At 59.3% G+C, this 17,722-nt stretch carries 13 protein-coding genes; 11 read left to right on the top strand and 2 right to left on the bottom strand.

Features of this window, described 5'->3' with window-relative positions; translation table 11 throughout:
- Positions 1-35 precede the first annotated feature (35 nt).
- The gene (gene sltY / locus HA50_RS03200; protein WP_084872515.1) at positions 36-1,955 is read right to left on the bottom strand and encodes a murein transglycosylase; all 1,920 of its coding nucleotides are present in this window, start codon (positions 1,953-1,955) and stop codon (positions 36-38) included.
- Between the two features lie 258 nt (positions 1,956-2,213).
- On the opposite strand from sltY, the gene atzF reads away from it, so the two are divergent.
- The 9 genes from atzF (at position 2,214) to deoR (ending at position 14,698) form a co-directional block, all read left to right on the top strand.
- Entirely contained in the window at positions 2,214-4,010 is a 1,797-nt protein-coding gene (atzF, locus tag HA50_RS03195; RefSeq protein ID WP_084872513.1) for an allophanate hydrolase, read from the top strand.
- 2 nt (positions 4,011-4,012) lie between these two features.
- Positions 4,013-7,633 carry an urea carboxylase gene (gene uca, locus HA50_RS03190; protein ID WP_084872511.1) on the top strand — a complete coding sequence of 1,207 codons (3,621 nt, stop codon included), beginning with the start codon at positions 4,013-4,015 and terminating at the stop codon, positions 7,631-7,633.
- A gap of 9 nt (positions 7,634-7,642) precedes the next feature.
- Positions 7,643-8,344 carry a GntR family transcriptional regulator gene (locus HA50_RS03185; protein WP_084872509.1) on the top strand — a complete coding sequence of 234 codons (702 nt, stop codon included), beginning with the start codon at positions 7,643-7,645 and terminating at the stop codon, positions 8,342-8,344.
- Positions 8,345-8,374: 30 nt separating this feature from the next.
- Positions 8,375-9,643, top strand: a complete 1,269-nt coding sequence (gene urtA, locus HA50_RS03180; protein WP_084872506.1) for an urea ABC transporter substrate-binding protein — start codon at positions 8,375-8,377, stop codon at positions 9,641-9,643.
- A gap of 114 nt (positions 9,644-9,757) precedes the next feature.
- Positions 9,758-11,323, top strand: coding sequence for an urea ABC transporter permease subunit UrtB (gene urtB, locus HA50_RS03175; protein ID WP_084872504.1), 1,566 nt, complete (start codon positions 9,758-9,760; stop codon positions 11,321-11,323).
- A complete protein-coding gene (gene urtC / locus HA50_RS03170) occupies positions 11,323-12,399 on the top strand; it encodes an urea ABC transporter permease subunit UrtC (RefSeq protein WP_084872502.1) in 1,077 nt (358 codons plus the stop codon). The genes urtB and urtC overlap by 1 nt, the downstream gene beginning before the upstream one ends.
- The gene (gene urtD / locus HA50_RS03165) at positions 12,392-13,183 is read left to right on the top strand and encodes an urea ABC transporter ATP-binding protein UrtD (RefSeq protein WP_084872497.1); all 792 of its coding nucleotides are present in this window, start codon (positions 12,392-12,394) and stop codon (positions 13,181-13,183) included. Before urtC ends, urtD begins: the two co-directional genes overlap by 8 nt.
- Position 13,184: 1 nt before the next feature.
- On the top strand, positions 13,185-13,883 hold the full coding sequence (gene urtE / locus HA50_RS03160) for an urea ABC transporter ATP-binding subunit UrtE (protein ID WP_084872494.1): 699 nt from the start codon (positions 13,185-13,187) through the stop codon (positions 13,881-13,883).
- Positions 13,884-13,933: 50 nt separating this feature from the next.
- Positions 13,934-14,698 (top strand): DNA-binding transcriptional repressor DeoR, encoded by a 765-nt coding sequence (gene deoR, locus HA50_RS03155; protein WP_084872491.1) that lies wholly within the window; start codon positions 13,934-13,936, stop codon positions 14,696-14,698.
- Here deoR and HA50_RS03150 read toward each other — a convergent pair.
- Positions 14,695-15,642, bottom strand: coding sequence for a 2-hydroxyacid dehydrogenase (locus HA50_RS03150; protein WP_084872488.1), 948 nt, complete (start codon positions 15,640-15,642; stop codon positions 14,695-14,697). The genes deoR and HA50_RS03150 overlap by 4 nt on opposite strands.
- Before the next feature lie 174 nt (positions 15,643-15,816).
- On the opposite strand from HA50_RS03150, the gene ettA reads away from it, so the two are divergent.
- Both ettA and HA50_RS03140 read left to right on the top strand, forming a co-directional pair.
- Complete coding sequence (ettA, locus tag HA50_RS03145) at positions 15,817-17,484, top strand: energy-dependent translational throttle protein EttA (RefSeq protein WP_084872486.1); 1,668 nt, start codon at positions 15,817-15,819, stop codon at positions 17,482-17,484.
- A 68-nt stretch (positions 17,485-17,552) separates the two neighbouring features.
- A complete protein-coding gene (locus HA50_RS03140) occupies positions 17,553-17,720 on the top strand; it encodes a YhfG family protein (protein WP_158087396.1) in 168 nt (55 codons plus the stop codon).
- Positions 17,721-17,722: the final 2 nt, after the last annotated feature.

The following is a 17,722-nucleotide window of genomic DNA, read 5'->3' as shown; positions in this document are numbered from 1 at the left end:
CCGTACTCATTAACGAGTACGGAAGCATAGCACAGTCAGTAGCGGCGATTCCACTCGCCATCAGCCAGAATCTTATCTGGCTTGCCCATGAAGTAACGATAGTAGGCATCGTAGGCCAGCACGTTCTTCACGTAGCCGCGGGTTTCCGAGAACGGAATGGTCTCGATAAAGGCGACAGCATCAAGACGTCCGCCGCTGTTATTCAGCCAGCTGCGCACCCGCCCAGGTCCGGCGTTATAGGCCGCCGAGGCAAAGATACGGTTCTGATCAAACTGCTGATAAACATATTCCAGATACTGCGTACCGATCTGAATATTGGTTTGTGGATCAAACAGCTGGCTGCTGTTCACATAACCAGGAATGCTATACATCTTCACGGTATGGGTAGCGGTGGCAGGCATGATTTGCATCAGGCCGCTCGCCCCCACCGGTGAACGCGCTTTCGGGTTCCACGCGCTTTCCTGGCGCGAAATCGCCATCGCATAGCTCTGTGGAATCCCTTTGCCGCCGGTGTATTGCTGATACAGGTTCTGCCATGCCAGCGGGAAGCGCTCTTTCAGGCTGTCCCACATTTTAGCGGTGATGGTCGCCTGCACGCTGAGGTCCCACCAATCCTGCTCGTTGGCGTAACGCGCCAGCATCTGCTGCTGATCGCGGGTTTTGCTGGCAATCAGATTGGCCCACTCGCTGCGCGCCAGGTTATCCAGCCCCCAGTACATCAGCTCACGCACCCGAGCCAGCTCCGCGCCCTGCACCAGGTTATTGTCCGGTGCCGGGGCCTTATCAACCTGTATCGGATAATCCACCCCCAGCCGCTGCGCCGCCACCATCGGATAGAAACCGCGCGCCTGCATCAGCTTACGCAGAATCTCGTCGGCCTCTTCTTTACGCCCCTGGGAGATCAGCAGATCGGCCTGCCAGTATTGCCATTCATCCTTCTCTTTCGCTTCCACCGGCAAACGGGCAATCCAGGTGTTCAGCCCGCGACGATCGTTATTCGCCAGCGCCAGCCGCACGCGACGCTCAATCAAGGTGGTGGATTCACTGTTCATCACCACGTTATCGCGCCAGCGCGCCTGATCCGAGGTGACATCATTATCCATCAGTCGCCAGGCCACGATCTCTTTCAGCGCCTGGTCCTCTTCCGGCCCCATCTTCTGTGATTGCACCAGAATCGGAACCATCAACCGGGCATTTTCCACATCCTGGCGCGCCACGCGGGCAAAGGCAAAAGTGGTGGCCTGACGGGTAAAATCGGTGGGGCCGACGCTGCTGGCAAAGCTGGTGATGGTGAGCGGGTTCTGCTGTAACGTCATCACCGCGTTCGCCGTGGTCTGATAATCCGCAGGCAGCATCTTCGCCAGATAATTCACCAGGCTATCGTTGCCTTCTTTCATCGCCAGGCGAATGCGTTCGAGGATGGTGATCGGCGACAGTTGTCCACTGGATTGCCACACCGAGAACAGTTGGTCGCAATCATTGGGCAGCGCGGTGCCGCGCAGCCAGATGGATTTCGCCCCGTCAAACGCCGCCTGCTGCTGGCCGGTCGCCCATTTGGCGTAGTACCAGTTACAGCGCGCCTGCACCGGCTTGGGTTCTTCCGGGCTGAAACTCAGCAATTCCTGCCAGTCCTGACGGTGCGCCAGCACGTTGACAAAACGCGTCGCCAGCGATCGCGCAGGCGGCAGCGTGGGATATTGCTGAATAAAATTTTTCACCGCCAGCGGTGTTTCCTGATCGAGATCCTGCGCCAGCATCCGATATTGCAGATAAGGATAAAGCGGGTAATCCTGTAGCGTAGGCATCAGCTGCGCCACGGTATCCATCTGGTTGCTATCCCAGGCTTGTTTTATCTGGGCATAGCGCTGTCGTTGCTGATCAAGCGAATCGGCCCATACGCTGCTGGCCGCGCTGACCAGACAGATCCCTATCATCCAGTTACGCCACTTCTCCACGACGATCTCCTCTTTGTGCTGCGATCCAGCTCATGCCGGACTTCATTCATGCTAACCAGGCCCACGGCCTCTTGCCATGTTCTTCACAAAATTTACGCTCACGCACCGTCATCGACCACCCGACGCGCTGCCATTGTGCATTTATTCATCACAAAAACTTATCGTAAAACCATTAGTTACGCATAATCATTCTGTTACAAAAATGGCACGTCCTTTGCTCTGTTGAATTCCATCTTGTATACCAGTTGGAATTCACCCATGGCATCGACTTTTGGTCTTACGATTCAGGATTGGCAACAGCGCTATCAACAGGAACCGCAGCAGATTACTGCCCTGCTGACGGCGCACCTCAACGCCATTGATCCTCAGGACAACGCCTGGCTTTACCTCGCCACTCCGGCGCAATTGCAGGCGCAAATTGAGCCACTGCTCGCCAGCTACCTGAGTAACCCGGCTGCGCTGCCGCTGTTCGGCGTACCCTTTGCGGTTAAAGACAATATCGATGTTGCGGGCTGGCCGACCACCGCCGCCTGTCCGGCACTGACCTACACCGCCACCGCCGATGCCTTCGTCGTGGCACAACTGAAAGCCGCGGGCGCAGTGCTGATCGGTAAAACCAATCTGGACCAATACGCTACCGGCCTGGTCGGCACCCGCTCGCCGTTTGGCGCGGTCAGCAATACTTTTAATCCGGACTACGTCAGCGGCGGGTCCAGCTCTGGCTCCGCCTCGGTACTGGCACGCGGTCTGGTTGGCTTCTCTCTCGGTACCGATACCGCCGGTTCTGGCCGCGTACCGGCCGGGTTTAACAATATTGTTGGCCTGAAACCGACCAAAGGCTGGTTCTCTGCCAATGGCTTACTGCCCGCCTGTCGCCTGAATGACACCGTTTCCGTGTTTGCCTTGACGGTGGAAGATGCGTTTGCCGTCGCCAGCGCCGCCGGTGGCTATGACGCGGACGATGCCTACTCACGCAGCAACCCGCATACCGCACCGGCCAGCATCAAGGCCCACCCGGACTTTGCCATCCCGGCCAACCCGGAATTCTTTGATGACAAGCAGGCCGAAGCCGCCTGGGATAGCGCGCTGGAGCGCCTGCTGGCCAGCGGTGCCACGCTGCATCCCATCGACTTTACCCCGTTCCATCAGTTGGCAGAGCAGCTGTACTACGGCCCGTGGGTCGCCGAGCGCACCGTGGCAGTGGGCGAGATGATCAACCGCCCGGAAGAGATGGACCCGGTGGTGTATGGCATCGTCAGCAGCGGCCTGAAGTACAGCGCCGTGGAGGCTTATCAGGCCGAATACCTGCGCGCCGAACTGACGCGTCAGATTCAGCAGACCCTGGCACAGTTTGATGCCGTGGTAGTGCCCACCTCGCCGACCATCCATACGCTGGAAGAGATGCAACAGGAGCCGGTGCACTACAACTCGCAGTTCGGCACCTACACCAATTTCACCAACCTGGCCGATCTCAGCGCGCTGGCGCTGCCTGCGCCGTTCCGTGCCGATGGCCTGCCTGCGGGCATCACCCTGATCGCGCCCGCCTGGCACGATCGTGCGCTGGTAGAGTTTGGCCTGCGCTGGCAACAACAGCTGGCGTTGCCGCTCGGTGCCACTGGCAAGGCGCAACCGACGCAGCACGCCGCCTTGCCTCCTTCAGCCGACCATGTGCGTGTCGCGGTGGTCGGTGCGCACCTGACCGGTATGCCACTGAATTTCCAGCTCACCACCCGTCAGGCGGTGCTGGTGGAAGAAACCACCACTGCCAACAACTACCGACTGTTTGCCCTACTTGATGGGCCAATCAAAAAACCCGGCCTGCTGCGTGATGAGCAGGGTACGGCGATTACCGTCGAGCTGTGGGACATCCCGCTGGCGCGCTTTGGCGAGTTCGTGGCGGAAATCCCACCTCCGCTGGGCATTGGCTCACTGACACTGGCCGATGGCCGCGTCGTGAAAGGTTTTATCTGTGAACCGGCGGTGCTGAAACAGGCACTGGAGATCACCGAATTCGGCGGCTGGCGCAACTGGCTGGCGACTCAGGGGAGTAAATAATCATGTTCAGCACCGTTCTGATTGCTAACCGTGGCGAAATCGCCTGCCGTGCCATCCGCACCCTGAAGCGCCTTGGCGTGAAAAGCGTGGCGGTTTATTCCGACGCTGACCGCAACGCGCGTCACGTTAAAGAAGCCGATGTTGCCATTGCGCTGGGCGGCGATAAAGCCAGCGACAGCTACCTGAAGATCGACAAAATCCTCGCTGCCGCAAAAGAAACCGGTGCTGAAGCCATCTGGCCGGGCTACGGCTTCCTGTCGGAAAGCCTGCCGTTTGCTGCCGCCTGTGAAGACGCGGGCATCGCGTTTGTTGGCCCCACCGCCCAGCAAATCGGCGAATTCGGCCTGAAACACCGGGCGCGTGAGCTGGCGGCCAGTGCCGGTGTGCCAATGACGCCGGGTACCCCGCTGCTGAGCTCGCTGGACGAGGCGCTGAGCGCCGCCGATGACATCGGTTATCCGGTGATGCTGAAAAGCACCGCCGGTGGCGGCGGTATCGGCCTGACGCGCTGCGCCGATGCCGATGCCCTGCGCAACGCGTGGGAAAGCGTGCGTCGTCTCGGCGAACAATTCTTTAGCGATGCGGGTGTGTTTCTTGAGCGCTGCATCGATCGCGCCCGTCATGTCGAAGTCCAGATTTTTGGTGACGGCAACGGCAAGGTCATCGCCCTTGGCGAGCGCGACTGCTCGCTGCAACGTCGTAATCAGAAAGTGGTGGAAGAAACCCCGGCCCCCAATCTGCCGCAGGCGACGCGCGAAGCGTTGCTGGCTTCAGCAGTACGCCTTGGCGAGCTGGTGAGCTACCGCAGCGCCGGTACCGTGGAATATATCTACGACGCCGAACAGGATGCGTTTTATTTCCTCGAAGTGAACACCCGTTTGCAGGTGGAGCATCCGGTGACCGAGTGCGTCACCGGCCTCGACCTGGTGGAATGCATGCTGAAAGTGGCAGCGGGCGACAGCCTCGACTGGGCGCGGATGCAGCAGGCACCGCAGGGCGCATCAATTGAGGTGCGTCTGTACGCCGAAGATCCGCTGAAAAACTTCCAGCCCAGCCCTGGCGTACTGACTGGCGTCAGCTTCCCGGATGACGTGCGCGTCGATGGCTGGATCGATACCGGCACCGAGGTCTCAGCATATTACGACCCGATGGTCGCCAAACTGATCGTGCACGCCGCAACCCGTGACGCCGCACTGGCGAAAATGCAGCAGGCGCTGGGCGCGACCCAGCTGCACGGCATTGCCAGCAACCTCGATTATCTGCGCCAAATCGTCGCCACTGAGGCTTTCCGCAGCGGCAACGTCTGGACGCGTTTCCTTGATAGCTTCACCCCATCAGCCAGCGTGATTGAGGTGCTGCAACCCGGCACCTTCAGTACCATCCAGGATTTCCCTGGCCGCCTCGGCTACTGGGACATCGGCGTACCACCGTCCGGGCCGATGGATGATTTCGCCTTCCGTCTCGCCAACCGTATTGTCGGCAACCACGAAGCCGCTGCCGGGCTGGAATTCACCTTGCAGGGACCGACGCTGCGTTTTCACAACGATGCGGTGATTGCCCTGACCGGTGCGGATTGCCCGGCGGATCTCGATGGTGAAGCGATCAGCTACTGGCAGCCGGTCAACGTCCGCGCCGGACAGACCCTGACGCTGGGCCGTGCGCACAGCGGTTGCCGCACCTATCTGGCGGTACGCAACGGTTTTGATGTGCCGGAATATCTTGGCAGCCGTGCCACCTTCTCCCTCGGCCAGTTTGGTGGTCATGCCGGACGCACCCTGCGCGTCGCCGATATGCTGCCAATCTCCCAGCCGCAGCTGGCCGCCTGCACCACGCCAGCCCCGGTCAGCGAGCCGCAGCCGCTGGATCACGCGCTGGTGCCACACTACGGCAGCGAATGGCGCATCGGCGTGCTGTACGGACCGCACGGCGCACCGGATTTCTTCACCCAGGCCGCCATTGATGAATTTTTTGCCAGCGACTGGCAGGTGCACTACAACTCCAACCGCCTCGGCGTGCGCCTGGTGGGGCCAAAACCGAGCTGGACGCGCGCCAACGGCGGTGAAGCCGGGCTGCATCCGTCCAACGTGCACGATTGCGAATACGCCATCGGTGCCGTGAACTTCACCGGCGACTTCCCGGTGATCCTCACCCATGACGGCCCAAGCCTCGGCGGCTTCGTCTGCCCGGTCACCATCGCCAAAGCCGAGTTGTGGAAAGTCGGCCAGGTCAAACCCGGCGACAGCATTCGTTTCCATCCGATCAGCGCTGACGAAGCGGTGGCGCTGGAGAAAGCCCAGGCGCACAGCGTCGAGACGTTGCGTCCGACCCATGCGCCCGCCTTCGAAGTGCCGTCACTGGCCGATAGCGATATCGGTTCCGCGACCCTGCTGGCCGCCCTGCCCGCCACCACCCGCACTCCGGCGGTGGCCTATCGCCAGGCGGGGGATAAATACGTGCTGATTGAATACGGCGACAACGTGCTGGATCTGGCGCTGCGTCTGCGCGTGCATCTGCTGATGAATGCCCTGCGCGAACGCGCGGTGCCCGGCGTGGAAGAGTTATCCCCCGGCGTACGCTCGCTGCAAATCCGTTACGACAGCCTGATCCTCAGCCAGCCGCGCCTGATGGCCTTGCTGCTGGAACTGGAAGCCGGTCTGGGTGATGTCAGCCAGCTGAAAGTCCCGTCGCGTATCGTCTGGATGCCGATGGCGTTTGAAGACAGCGCCACGCTCGGTGCGGTGGAACGCTACAAAGAAACGGTGCGCGCTACTGCGCCGTGGCTGCCGAACAACGTTGACTTTATCCAGCGTATTAACGGCCTGGAGAGTAGCGAAGCGGTGCGCGACACCATTTTTGATGCCAGCTACCTGATCCTCGGTCTGGGCGATGTGTATCTCGGCGCGCCCTGCGCGGTGCCGGTCGATCCGCGTCATCGTCTGCTCAGCTCGAAATACAGCCCGGCGCGTACCTTTACCGCCGAAGGCACGGTGGGTATCGGCGGCATGTACATGTGTATCTACGGCATGGACTCCCCCGGTGGCTACCAGCTGGTTGGCCGTACGCTGCCTATCTGGAACAAATTCCTGAAAAACGATCAGTTCGCCGCCGACGAACCCTGGTTGCTGCACTTCTTCGACCAGGTGCGTTTCTACCCGGTGAGCGAAGACGAACTGACTCAACTGCGTGATGACTTCCGTGAAGGCCGGGCGCGCATCCGCATTGAGGAGACGGTGTTTGATTTCGCCGCGCATCAGCAATTCCTCGCCGAACATGCCGCCTCCATCGACGCGTTCCGTAGCCGCCAGGCTGCCGCGTTTGAGCAGGAAGTGACGCTGTGGGCGCAGGAAGAGCAGAACGCGCCGCTGACCAGTGAAGAGACGCTGGTAGTGAACGACGAGCAGGATGACAGCGCGCTGGCGGTGTGTGCCGATATGAACGGCAACATCTGGAAAGTGCTGGTGCAGCCGGGTGATGAAGTCGAAGCCGGTCAGACGCTGATCATCGTAGAAGCAATGAAGATGGAACTGGCGATCACTGCCCCTCAGGCGGGTCGCGTTAAACGTATCGCCTGCCAGGCGGGCCGTCCGGTCAGTCCGGGCGACACCCTGCTGTGGCTGGAATAAGGAATTGCCATGAGTACGACCCCGCAACGCAGCAAAGGCCGTCCGGAAGCGCTGGCTGAGAAAGTCTACCAGGCGCTGAAGAACGATATTTTTGAGTTTCGCCTGATGCCCGGCGACCGCTTCAGCGAGAGCGAAATCGCGGAACGGATGGAAGTCAGCCGCACGCCGGTGCGTCAGGCGTTGTTCTGGCTGGAGCGCGAGGGTTATGTCGAGGTGTGGTTCCGCAGCGGCTGGCAGATCAAGCCGTTCGACTTCGAATACTTCGAAGAACTGTACGACTTCCGCACCGTGCTGGAGCGGGAAGCGGTACGCCGTCTCTGCGCCCTGCCGCCGTTGCAGTGCGCGGAAACCCTGACCGAACTGAAAATCTTCTGGATCGACAACGCCCGGCTGGAGGATGGCAAAGCGGTGTCGCTGCATGACGAAGCGTTTCATATGGCGCTGGTCAGCGCCACCGGCAACCGTGAGATGGCACGGGTGCACGCCGAACTGACTGAAAAGATTCGCATCATTCGCCGTCTCGACTTCACGCGAGACGACCGGGTCGATGCCACGTACCGCGAGCACGCTCAGATCTTACGGGCGATTTTTCAGCAACACACCGAGGAGGCACAGCGCATTCTGACCGACCATATCGCCGTCAGTAAGGCCGAGGTCAGGAAAATCACTTTACATATGTTACAGCAGGCCAGGCTTCAACCCATTGAATAAAAACACATTACACATTTAGGGGTTTAAACGATGAAAAGACGTTCGTTGCTTAAGGCTTTCGCTCTCTCCGCTACCGTCGTCAGCATGGGCTTTGCCTTTGGTGCTCAGGCTGCCGATACCATCAAAGTGGGGATTATGCATTCGCTCTCCGGCACCATGGCCATTTCGGAGACACCGCTGAAAGATGTTGCGCTGATGACCATTGATGAAATTAACGCCAAGGGCGGCGTGCTGGGCAAAAAGCTGGAACCGGTGGTGGTTGACCCGGCGTCCAACTGGCCGCTGTTTGCCGAGAAAGCCCGCCAGCTGCTGACTCAGGACAAAGTGGCGGTGGTGTTTGGCTGCTGGACCTCCGTATCGCGTAAGTCGGTACTGCCGGTGTTTGAAGAGCTGAACGGTCTGCTGTTCTATCCGGTGCAGTATGAAGGCGAAGAAATGTCACCGAACGTGTTCTATACCGGCGCAGCACCGAACCAGCAGGCGATTCCGGCGGTGGAATACCTGATGAGCGAAGACGGCGGCAGTGCCAAACGCTTCTTCCTGCTGGGCACCGACTACGTCTATCCGCGCACCACCAACAAAATCCTGCGCGCCTTCCTGCATTCGAAAGGGGTTCAGGATAAAGATATCCAGGAAGTGTATACCCCGTTTGGTTACAGCGATTACCAGACCATCGTTTCTAACATCAAGAAATTCTCGGCTGGCGGTAAAACTGCGGTGATCTCCACCATTAACGGTGACTCCAACGTGCCGTTCTACAAAGAGCTGGCGAACCAGGGCATCAAAGCCACCGATATTCCGGTAATTGCCTTCTCGGTGGGCGAGGAAGAACTGCGCGGTATCGACACCAAACCGCTGGTGGGTCAGTTAGCGGCCTGGAACTACTTTGAGTCCGTTGATAACCCAACCAACAAAAAGTTTGTCGCCGATTACCGCGCCTACGCCAAAGCGCATAACCTGCCGAACGCCAACACCGTGGTCACCAACGACCCGATGGAAGCCACCTATGTCGGCATCCATATGTGGGCGCAGGCGGTAGAGAAAGCGGGCACCACCGACGTGGACAAAGTGCGTGCGGCGATGGCCGGACAAACCTTCAAAGCGCCAGACGGTTTCACCCTGACCATGGACAAAACCAACCACCATCTGCATAAGCCAGTGATGATTGGTGAAGTGGAAGAGAACGGTCAGTTCAACGTGGTGTGGCAGACCGATAAACCGGTACGCGCCCAGCCGTGGAGCCCGTATATCGCCGGTAACGATAAGAAGCCGGATTATCCAGTTAAATCCACCCAGTAATGTTAGCGGTCGCCATCAATGGCGACCCTACAAATGGTGAGCACGAATGTAGGGTCGGCATTAATGCCGACCTGGTCAATCACCGCACCCTCCCGCAACCACAGGGCCAGAACCATGACAATTCGCCGCTATCTCTGCTGTCTGCTGTTGCTCCTGCCCTGGCTGGCCCAGGCGGGCGATGGCGCAGATTTCGCTGCCGCCAGTCGTACCCAACAGGCCACGCTGCTCCAGCAATGGGCCGCCGCGCCGCAGGCCAGCCGCCTGCCGCTGCTGGAGGCGTTGCACAATGAAACCGTGGTCATTGATGAAAACAAACAACCGTTCAGTAAACAGGACGACAAATTCCAGCCGCTCGACAGCGCACAGCAGCCGACCGGCGACGCCAAAAAACTCTTTATGAACAACCGGCTGCGCGTGCTGATTGCCAGCGCACTGGCCGCACACCAGCTGGTGAGCGACGATCCTGCCATTCGTCTGCGCGCCGCGCAGCAGCTGCAAAATGATGGCGCGGCCGATCAGTTGCCGCTGATTGAACAACGTCTCGCCAGCGAAAAAGACAGCAAGGTCCACGCCACACTCGCCATGGCCGCTGCCAACCTGCAACTCGCCAGCCCGGATGCGCAGGTGCGGCTGAAAGCGGTGCAGCTGCTGGGGGAATCGAGCGATCCCAATATGCAGGCCAGCCTGCTAAACCTGACACAACCGGCGAACGAACCTGACGCCCAGGTCCGTGCCGCTGCCAGCGCCAGCCTGCAACAAATCAAACATCGCCTGATGTGGGGGGATCTGCTCGGCCAGGCGTTTACCGGCCTGTCGCTGGGATCGATCCTGCTGCTGGCGGCACTCGGTCTGGCGATCACCTATGGCCTGCTCGGGGTGATCAACATGGCGCACGGCGAGATGCTGATGCTGGGCGCGTACGCGACCTGGCTGGTGCAGAGCCTGTTTCAGCAGTTCGCACCGCAGTGGCTGGCGTGGTATCCGCTGCTGGCGCTGCCGGTGGCCTTCATCATCACCGCCGTGATGGGCATGGTGCTGGAACGTACCATTATCCGTCATCTGTACGGCCGCCCGCTGGAGACCCTGCTCGCCACCTGGGGTATCAGCCTGATGCTGATCCAGCTGGTGCGGATGCTGTTTGGCGCGCAGAACCTTGAGGTTTCCAACCCGGACTGGCTCTCCGGCGGCATGCAGGTGCTGCCAAACCTGGTGCTGCCTTACAACCGTATCGCGGTGATCCTGTTTGTGTTTGCGGTGCTGGGGCTGACCTGGCTGCTGCTGAATAAAACCCGTCTCGGCCTCAGCGTGCGCGCCGTCACGCAAAACCGCGCGATGGCGGATTGCTGCGGTGTGCCTACCGGACGCATTGATATGCTGGCGTTTGGCCTCGGTTCCGGCATCGCCGGACTGGGTGGGGTGGCGCTGTCCCAGTTGGGTAACGTCGGCCCGGAACTCGGCCAGGGCTACATCATCGACTCCTTCCTCGTGGTGGTGCTCGGCGGTGTCGGTCAGCTGGCGGGTACCGTGGTGGCCGCCTTTGGCCTCGGCATTCTTAATAAGGTGCTGGAACCGCAGATTGGCGCAGTGCTGGGCAAAATCCTTATCCTGGTGTTGATCGTGCTGTTTATTCAGAAACGACCACAGGGCCTGTTTGCCTTTAAAGGGAGGGTGATTGACTGATGAGCCAGCCGCTAACCTTAACCGCCGCGCGCAAAGCGCCGCGCCTGACCCTCAGCCTCGGCGTGCTCATCGCCCTGCTGCTGCTGATCATGCCGTTCTTTGCGCTGCTGCCCGCCAGCCACCCGCTGGCACTTTCCACCTACACCCTGACGCTGGTCGGCAAGATCCTGTGCTATGCCATCGTTGCGGTGGCGCTTGATCTGGTATGGGGCTATGCCGGGCTGCTGTCTCTCGGCCACGGCCTGTTCTTCGCCCTCGGCGGCTACGGCATGGGGATGTATCTGATGCGTCAGGCATCGGGGGACGGCCTGCCCGCCTTTATGTCGTTCCTGTCGTGGAATCAGCTGCCGTGGTTCTGGGCCGGTACTCAGCACTTCGCCTGGGCGCTGTGCCTGATCGTGCTGGTGCCCGGTCTGCTGGCGCTGGTGTTTGGCTTCTTTGCCTTCCGTTCGAAGATCAAAGGCGTCTACTTCTCGATCATGACTCAGGCGCTGACCTACGCCGGGATGCTGCTGTTTTTCCGCAACGAAACCGGCTTTGGCGGCAACAACGGTTTTACCGGCTTCACCACCCTGCTCGGCTTTAACGTCACCGCCACCAGCACGCGTATCGGCCTGTTTGTCGCCACCGTCCTGTTGTTGCTGGTCAGCCTCGGCATCGGTTTTGCCCTGGCGCGCAGCAAGTTTGGCCGGGTGCTGACCGCAGTGCGTGATGCGGAAAACCGCCTGATGTTCATCGGTTACGATCCACGCGGCTTTAAATTATTTGTCTGGACGCTCTCCGCCGTGCTGTGCGGCCTGGCAGGCGCGCTGTATGTGCCGCAGGTCGGCATCATCAACCCAAGCGAAATGTCCCCGACCAACTCGATCGAAGCCGCAATCTGGGTAGCACTGGGTGGACGCGGCACGCTGATCGGTCCGCTGCTCGGCGCGGCGATTGTTAACGGAGCCAAAAGCTGGTTCACCGTGGCGTTCCCGGAGTACTGGCTGTTCTTCCTTGGCCTGATGTTTATCCTCGTCACGCTGTTCCTGCCGCGTGGCGTGATTGGTCTGCTGCGCCGGAGGCGAGATGACTGAACAACTTTTTACCCAACCGCACCCGGCGGATCGCCATCGTGATCAAAGCGATCCGGTACTGCTGCTGGAAAACATTAATGTCTCGTTCGATGGCTTCCGTGCACTGACCGATCTGTCGTTGCAAATTGGCGTTGGCGAGTTGCGCTGCGTCATCGGCCCCAACGGTGCAGGGAAAACTACGCTGATGGACGTGATCACCGGCAAAACCCGCCCGGATAATGGCCGGGTGATCTATGACCAGGATACCGATCTCACCCGCCTGTCGCCGGTGGAGATCGCACACGCCGGGATTGGCCGCAAGTTCCAGAAACCCACGGTATTTGAAGCGCTGACGGTGTTCGAAAACCTCGAAATCGCGCTGAAAAATAACAAATCGGTGTGGGCCAGTTTGCGTGCCCGCCTCAGCAGCGAACAGCAGGATCGCATCGACGAGGTGCTGAAGCTGCTGCGGCTCGGCGCTGAACGCCAGCGCAAAGCGGGTTTGCTGTCGCACGGGCAAAAACAGTTTCTTGAGATCGGCATGTTGCTGGTGCAGGACCCACATCTGTTGCTGCTGGATGAACCGGCGGCGGGTATGACCGATGCGGAAACCGAGTACACCGCCGAGCTGTTCCGTAGCCTCGCCGGTAAGCATTCGCTGATGGTGGTGGAACACGACATGGGGTTTGTCGAGACCATCGCCGATCATGTGACGGTGCTGCATCAGGGGCAGGTACTGGCCGAGGGATCGTTGCGCGAAGTGCAGGCCGACGATCGGGTTATCGACGTTTATCTGGGGCGCTGAGATGTTACAGGTATCGGAACTGAATCAATATTACGGCGGCAGCCATATTCTGCGTGGCCTGTCGTTCGAAGCGAAAACCGGTGAAATCACCTGTCTGCTGGGGCGCAATGGCGTGGGGAAAACCACGCTGCTGAAGTGCCTGATGGGGCTGATTCCGGCCAAATCCGGTGAAATCCGCTGGCAGGATAAAGTGATCAACAGCCGCAAACCGCATCAGCGCGTGCAGTCCGGGATTGCTTACGTGCCACAGGGGCGGGAAATCTTCCCGCGTCTGACGGTGGAAGAAAACCTGCTGATGGGGCTGGCGCGCTTTTCAGGGGCGCAGGCTAAAGCGGTGCCGGAGGAGATTTATCAGCTGTTCCCGGTGCTGCGCGAAATGAAGGCACGCCGCGGCGGCGATCTTTCCGGTGGTCAGCAGCAGCAGCTGGCGATTGGCCGCGCCCTCGCCTGCAAACCGCAGCTGTTGATCCTCGATGAACCCACCGAAGGGATCCAGCCCTCAGTGATCAAAGAGATCGGCGCGGTGATCCGTCAGCTGGCCCAGCGCGGCGATATGGAGATCCTGCTGGTGGAGCAGTTTTACGACTTTGCCGCCGAGCTGGCCGACAGCTATCTGGTGATGTCACGCGGCGAAATCGTGCAGCGTGGACGGGGTGAGGCAATGGAAGCCGATGGGGTACGCGGACTGGTGGCGATTTGAGGTGATTTCTGGTTAACATGGCGTATGTTTTTTCCAGGAAAAACCGAGAGATGGAAACCCGCCGCGATGACCGCATCACCCGCCTGGCACAGGCGCTGAAGCGCACCGATAAACTGCATCTGAAAGAAGCCGCGCAGCTGCTGGGCGTGTCAGAAATGACCATTCGCCGCGATCTGCCGACGCCAGCCAGCGGCGTGGTGCTGCTGGGTGGCTATATCATGCGTGACCCGCGTCAGCATATCGCGCATTACTTTGTCAGCGATCAGCAGAACCTCAACGTGAGCAAAAAGCAGCAGCTGGCTCAGTATGCGGCTGCCTTGATTGAGCCTAACGATACGGTGTTTTTCGACTGCGGCACCACGCTGCCGCTGGTGGTGGATGCCATCGACCATGACCTGCCGTTCACCGCCATTTGCAGCGCCATCAATACCTTTCTGGCGCTGAAGGAGAAACCGAACTGTCGGGTGATTTTATCGGGCGGGGAATTTCATGCCGATAACGCGGTGTTTACCCCGCTGGAGCAAGTCACGGTGCTGGACGCGCTCTGCCCGACCAAAGCCTTTATCTCCGCCGCCGGGATGGATGTGCGTCAGGGGGCGACCTGCTACAACCTGAATGAGCTGCCGATTAAACATCTGGCGTTGCAACGGGCGCAGACGCGCATCATGGTGGGTGACAGCAGCAAATACGGCAAGGTGCTGCCTGCCCGCATCGGCGATTTTTCGCTGTTTGATATTCTGGTCAGCGACAGCCCGCCGCCGCCCGCGTTACTGAAAGTGATGCAGGCGGCAGAGGTGAAGCTATGTTGTGGTTAAGCCCAGCGATCGACCACCGCTTCGCCATCGCGCAGACGACGCAGGTTATCGCACACCCCTTTGATATTGCCCGCCAGTGAGATATCGGTGACGCCACCGATATGTGGCGTGGCAATCACGTTGTGACGGAACACCGCATCGTTCGGGTCCGGCGGCTCCTGCCAGAACACATCTAATCCGGCACCGGCCAGGGTTTTATTCTCCAGCGCCGCGAGAAACGCCGCTTTGTCGATCAGGCCGCCACGTCCAAGGTTTACCAGGAAGCTGTCTGGCTTCATCTGCGCCAGCGCGGCGGCGTCGATGATGTGGTGCGTCTCGGCGCTATCCGGCAGGCTCAACACCACAAAATCAGACTCCGCCAGCAGCTGTGGCAACTGGCCGATACCACCTGCCCAGTCGAGCTGATGCTGACGTGCAAAGGCCTCATCGGCTTCACGTTTCACGCCAATCATACGCATGCCAAAGGGCGCGAGACGCTTCGCCAGCGCTTTACCGATGCCGCCCAGGCCCACCAGGCCCACGGTTTTGCCCATCAGCCCCATGCCAATCGGTTGTCCGAGGCGTTGCTGCGCCAGACACTGGGCGATTTCCTGCTGGCGACGCGCCAGACCAATCATCATCCAAATGCCCAGCTCCGCCACCGAGTCAGCATTGCCGGAATGGTCGGAGGGGACGTTCGCCACCATAACGCCAGCCTTCTTTGCCGCATCGATATCGACGCCTTCCAGCCCGACACCCGCCTGCTGGATCAGTTTCAGGCGATCGGCGGTGGCCAGCAGCCGTGCATCCACCCGACACATGCCGGGCACCAGCGCATCAAATCCCGCCAGGCTTTCCGCCGCATGACCGGCAGACGCCACAAATTCGACGTCGGGTAATGTCTGACGAATCGACGGTATCAATCCGCCCCAGGCATGTTCATCCGCAGCAATCAGCACTCTCATCGCACCTCCTCCCGTTTTAAGGCAAAAAGGCAGCATAGTCCGGCGGCTGAGTGAGAATCAATCAGTTATCCACTTCCGGCGAGTTTCACCGTCGCGTGGCTGTGAATACCACGGGAAAACGGCTAAACTTCAGCATCTGACGTTCACCTCCACAGACCAGGAGTTCCATACAACGTGGCTCAATTCGTCTATAGCATGCATCGCGTCGGCAAAGTGGTTCCGCCGAAGCGTCATATTCTGAAGAATATCTCTCTCAGCTTTTTCCCTGGGGCAAAAATTGGTGTCCTCGGCCTGAACGGCGCGGGTAAATCTACCCTGCTGCGCATCATGGCCGGGATTGATAAAGATATCGAAGGGGAAGCGCGCCCGCAGCCGGGTATTAAAGTCGGCTACCTGCCGCAGGAACCGCAGCTCAACCCGGAACACACCGTGCGTGAATCCGTTGAGGAAGCGGTGTCCGAAGTGGTTGGCGCACTGAAGCGTCTCGACGAAGTCTACGCACTGTACGCCGATCCGGATGCAGATTTTGACAAGCTGGCCGCCGAACAGGGCCGTCTGGAAGAAGTGATCCACGCGCACGACGGCCACAACCTCGAAACGCAGCTGAACCGTGCGGCTGACGCGATGCGTCTGCCAGACTGGGATGCGAAAATCGCTAACCTGTCCGGTGGTGAGCGCCGACGTGTTGCGCTGTGCCGTCTGCTGCTGGAAAAGCCAGACATGCTGCTGCTCGACGAACCGACCAACCACCTGGATGCAGAATCCGTGGCGTGGCTGGAACGTTTCCTGCACGATTTCGAAGGCACCGTGGTGGCGATCACCCATGACCGTTACTTCCTCGACAACGTCGCTGGCTGGATTCTGGAGCTGGACCGCGGTGAAGGTATTCCGTGGGAAGGTAACTACTCCTCCTGGCTGGAGCAGAAAGATCAGCGTCTGGCGCAGGAAGCGTCGTCTGAAGCTGCTCGTCGCAAATCGATTGAGAAAGAGCTGGAGTGGGTGCGTCAGGGCGCGAAAGGCCGTCAGTCAAAGGGCAAGGCCCGTCTGGCACGCTTTGAAGAGCTGAACAACACCGAATACCAGAAACGTAACGAAACCAACGAACTGTTCATTCCACCAGGTGCACGCCTCGGTGACAAGGTGGTCGAAGTCAGCAATCTGAGCAAATCCTATGGTGATCGTGTGCTGATTGATGATCTGTCCTTCTCGCTGCCGAAAGGCGCGATTGTCGGGATTATCGGACCGAACGGCGCGGGTAAATCCACCCTGTTCCGTATGATGTCGGGTCAGGAACAGCCGGATTCCGGCAGCATCGAGCTGGGCGAAACCGTTAAGCTGGCGTCAGTTGATCAGTTCCGTGATGCGATGGATGGCAGCAAAACCGTGTGGGAAGAAGTTTCTGGCGGCCAGGACATTATGCGTATCGGTAACACCGAAATGCCAAGCCGTGCTTATGTCGGTCGCTTTAACTTTAAAGGCACCGACCAGGGCAAACGCGTTGGCGAGCTGTCTGGTGGTGAGCGCGGTCGTCTGCACCTGGCAAAACTGTTACAGGTAGGCGGCAACCTGCTGCTGCTCGATGAACCGACTAACGACCTCGATATCGAAACCCTGCGCGCGCTGGAAAACGCCCTGCTGGAATTCCCAGGCTGTGCCATGGTGATCTCGCATGACCGTTGGTTCCTTGACCGTATCGCTACCCACATCATCGATTATCAGGATGAGGGTAAAGTGGAGTTCTTCGAAGGTAACTTCACCGAATACGAAGAGTACAAAAAACGCACCCTCGGCGCCGATGCACTGGAGCCGAAGCGTATGAAGTACAAACGTATGGCGAAGTAAGCACGCTAACGCATGAAATGAGGCACCTCCAACGGTGCCTCATTATTCACTATCATCGGGAGAAGAAAATGAGAAAAGCGCAAAAAAACCGTACAGGTAAGCGCCAGGAAATCATTTACGAACAGACTAAATATAACAACTTCATCGCAAGTTCAGCTCTGGAAGGCATTGATATTCCAAGAGAGCTTGCATTCACTTCACTGGATCAGGTTCGTAAACATTTTCGGCAGAAATAACG

Source organism: Pantoea cypripedii (assembly GCF_002095535.1).
Lineage (GTDB): Bacteria > Pseudomonadota > Gammaproteobacteria > Enterobacterales > Enterobacteriaceae > Pantoea > Pantoea cypripedii.
The sequence above is the reverse complement of the archived record's forward strand: the minus strand, read 5'-3'. Positions and strand labels throughout refer to the sequence as shown.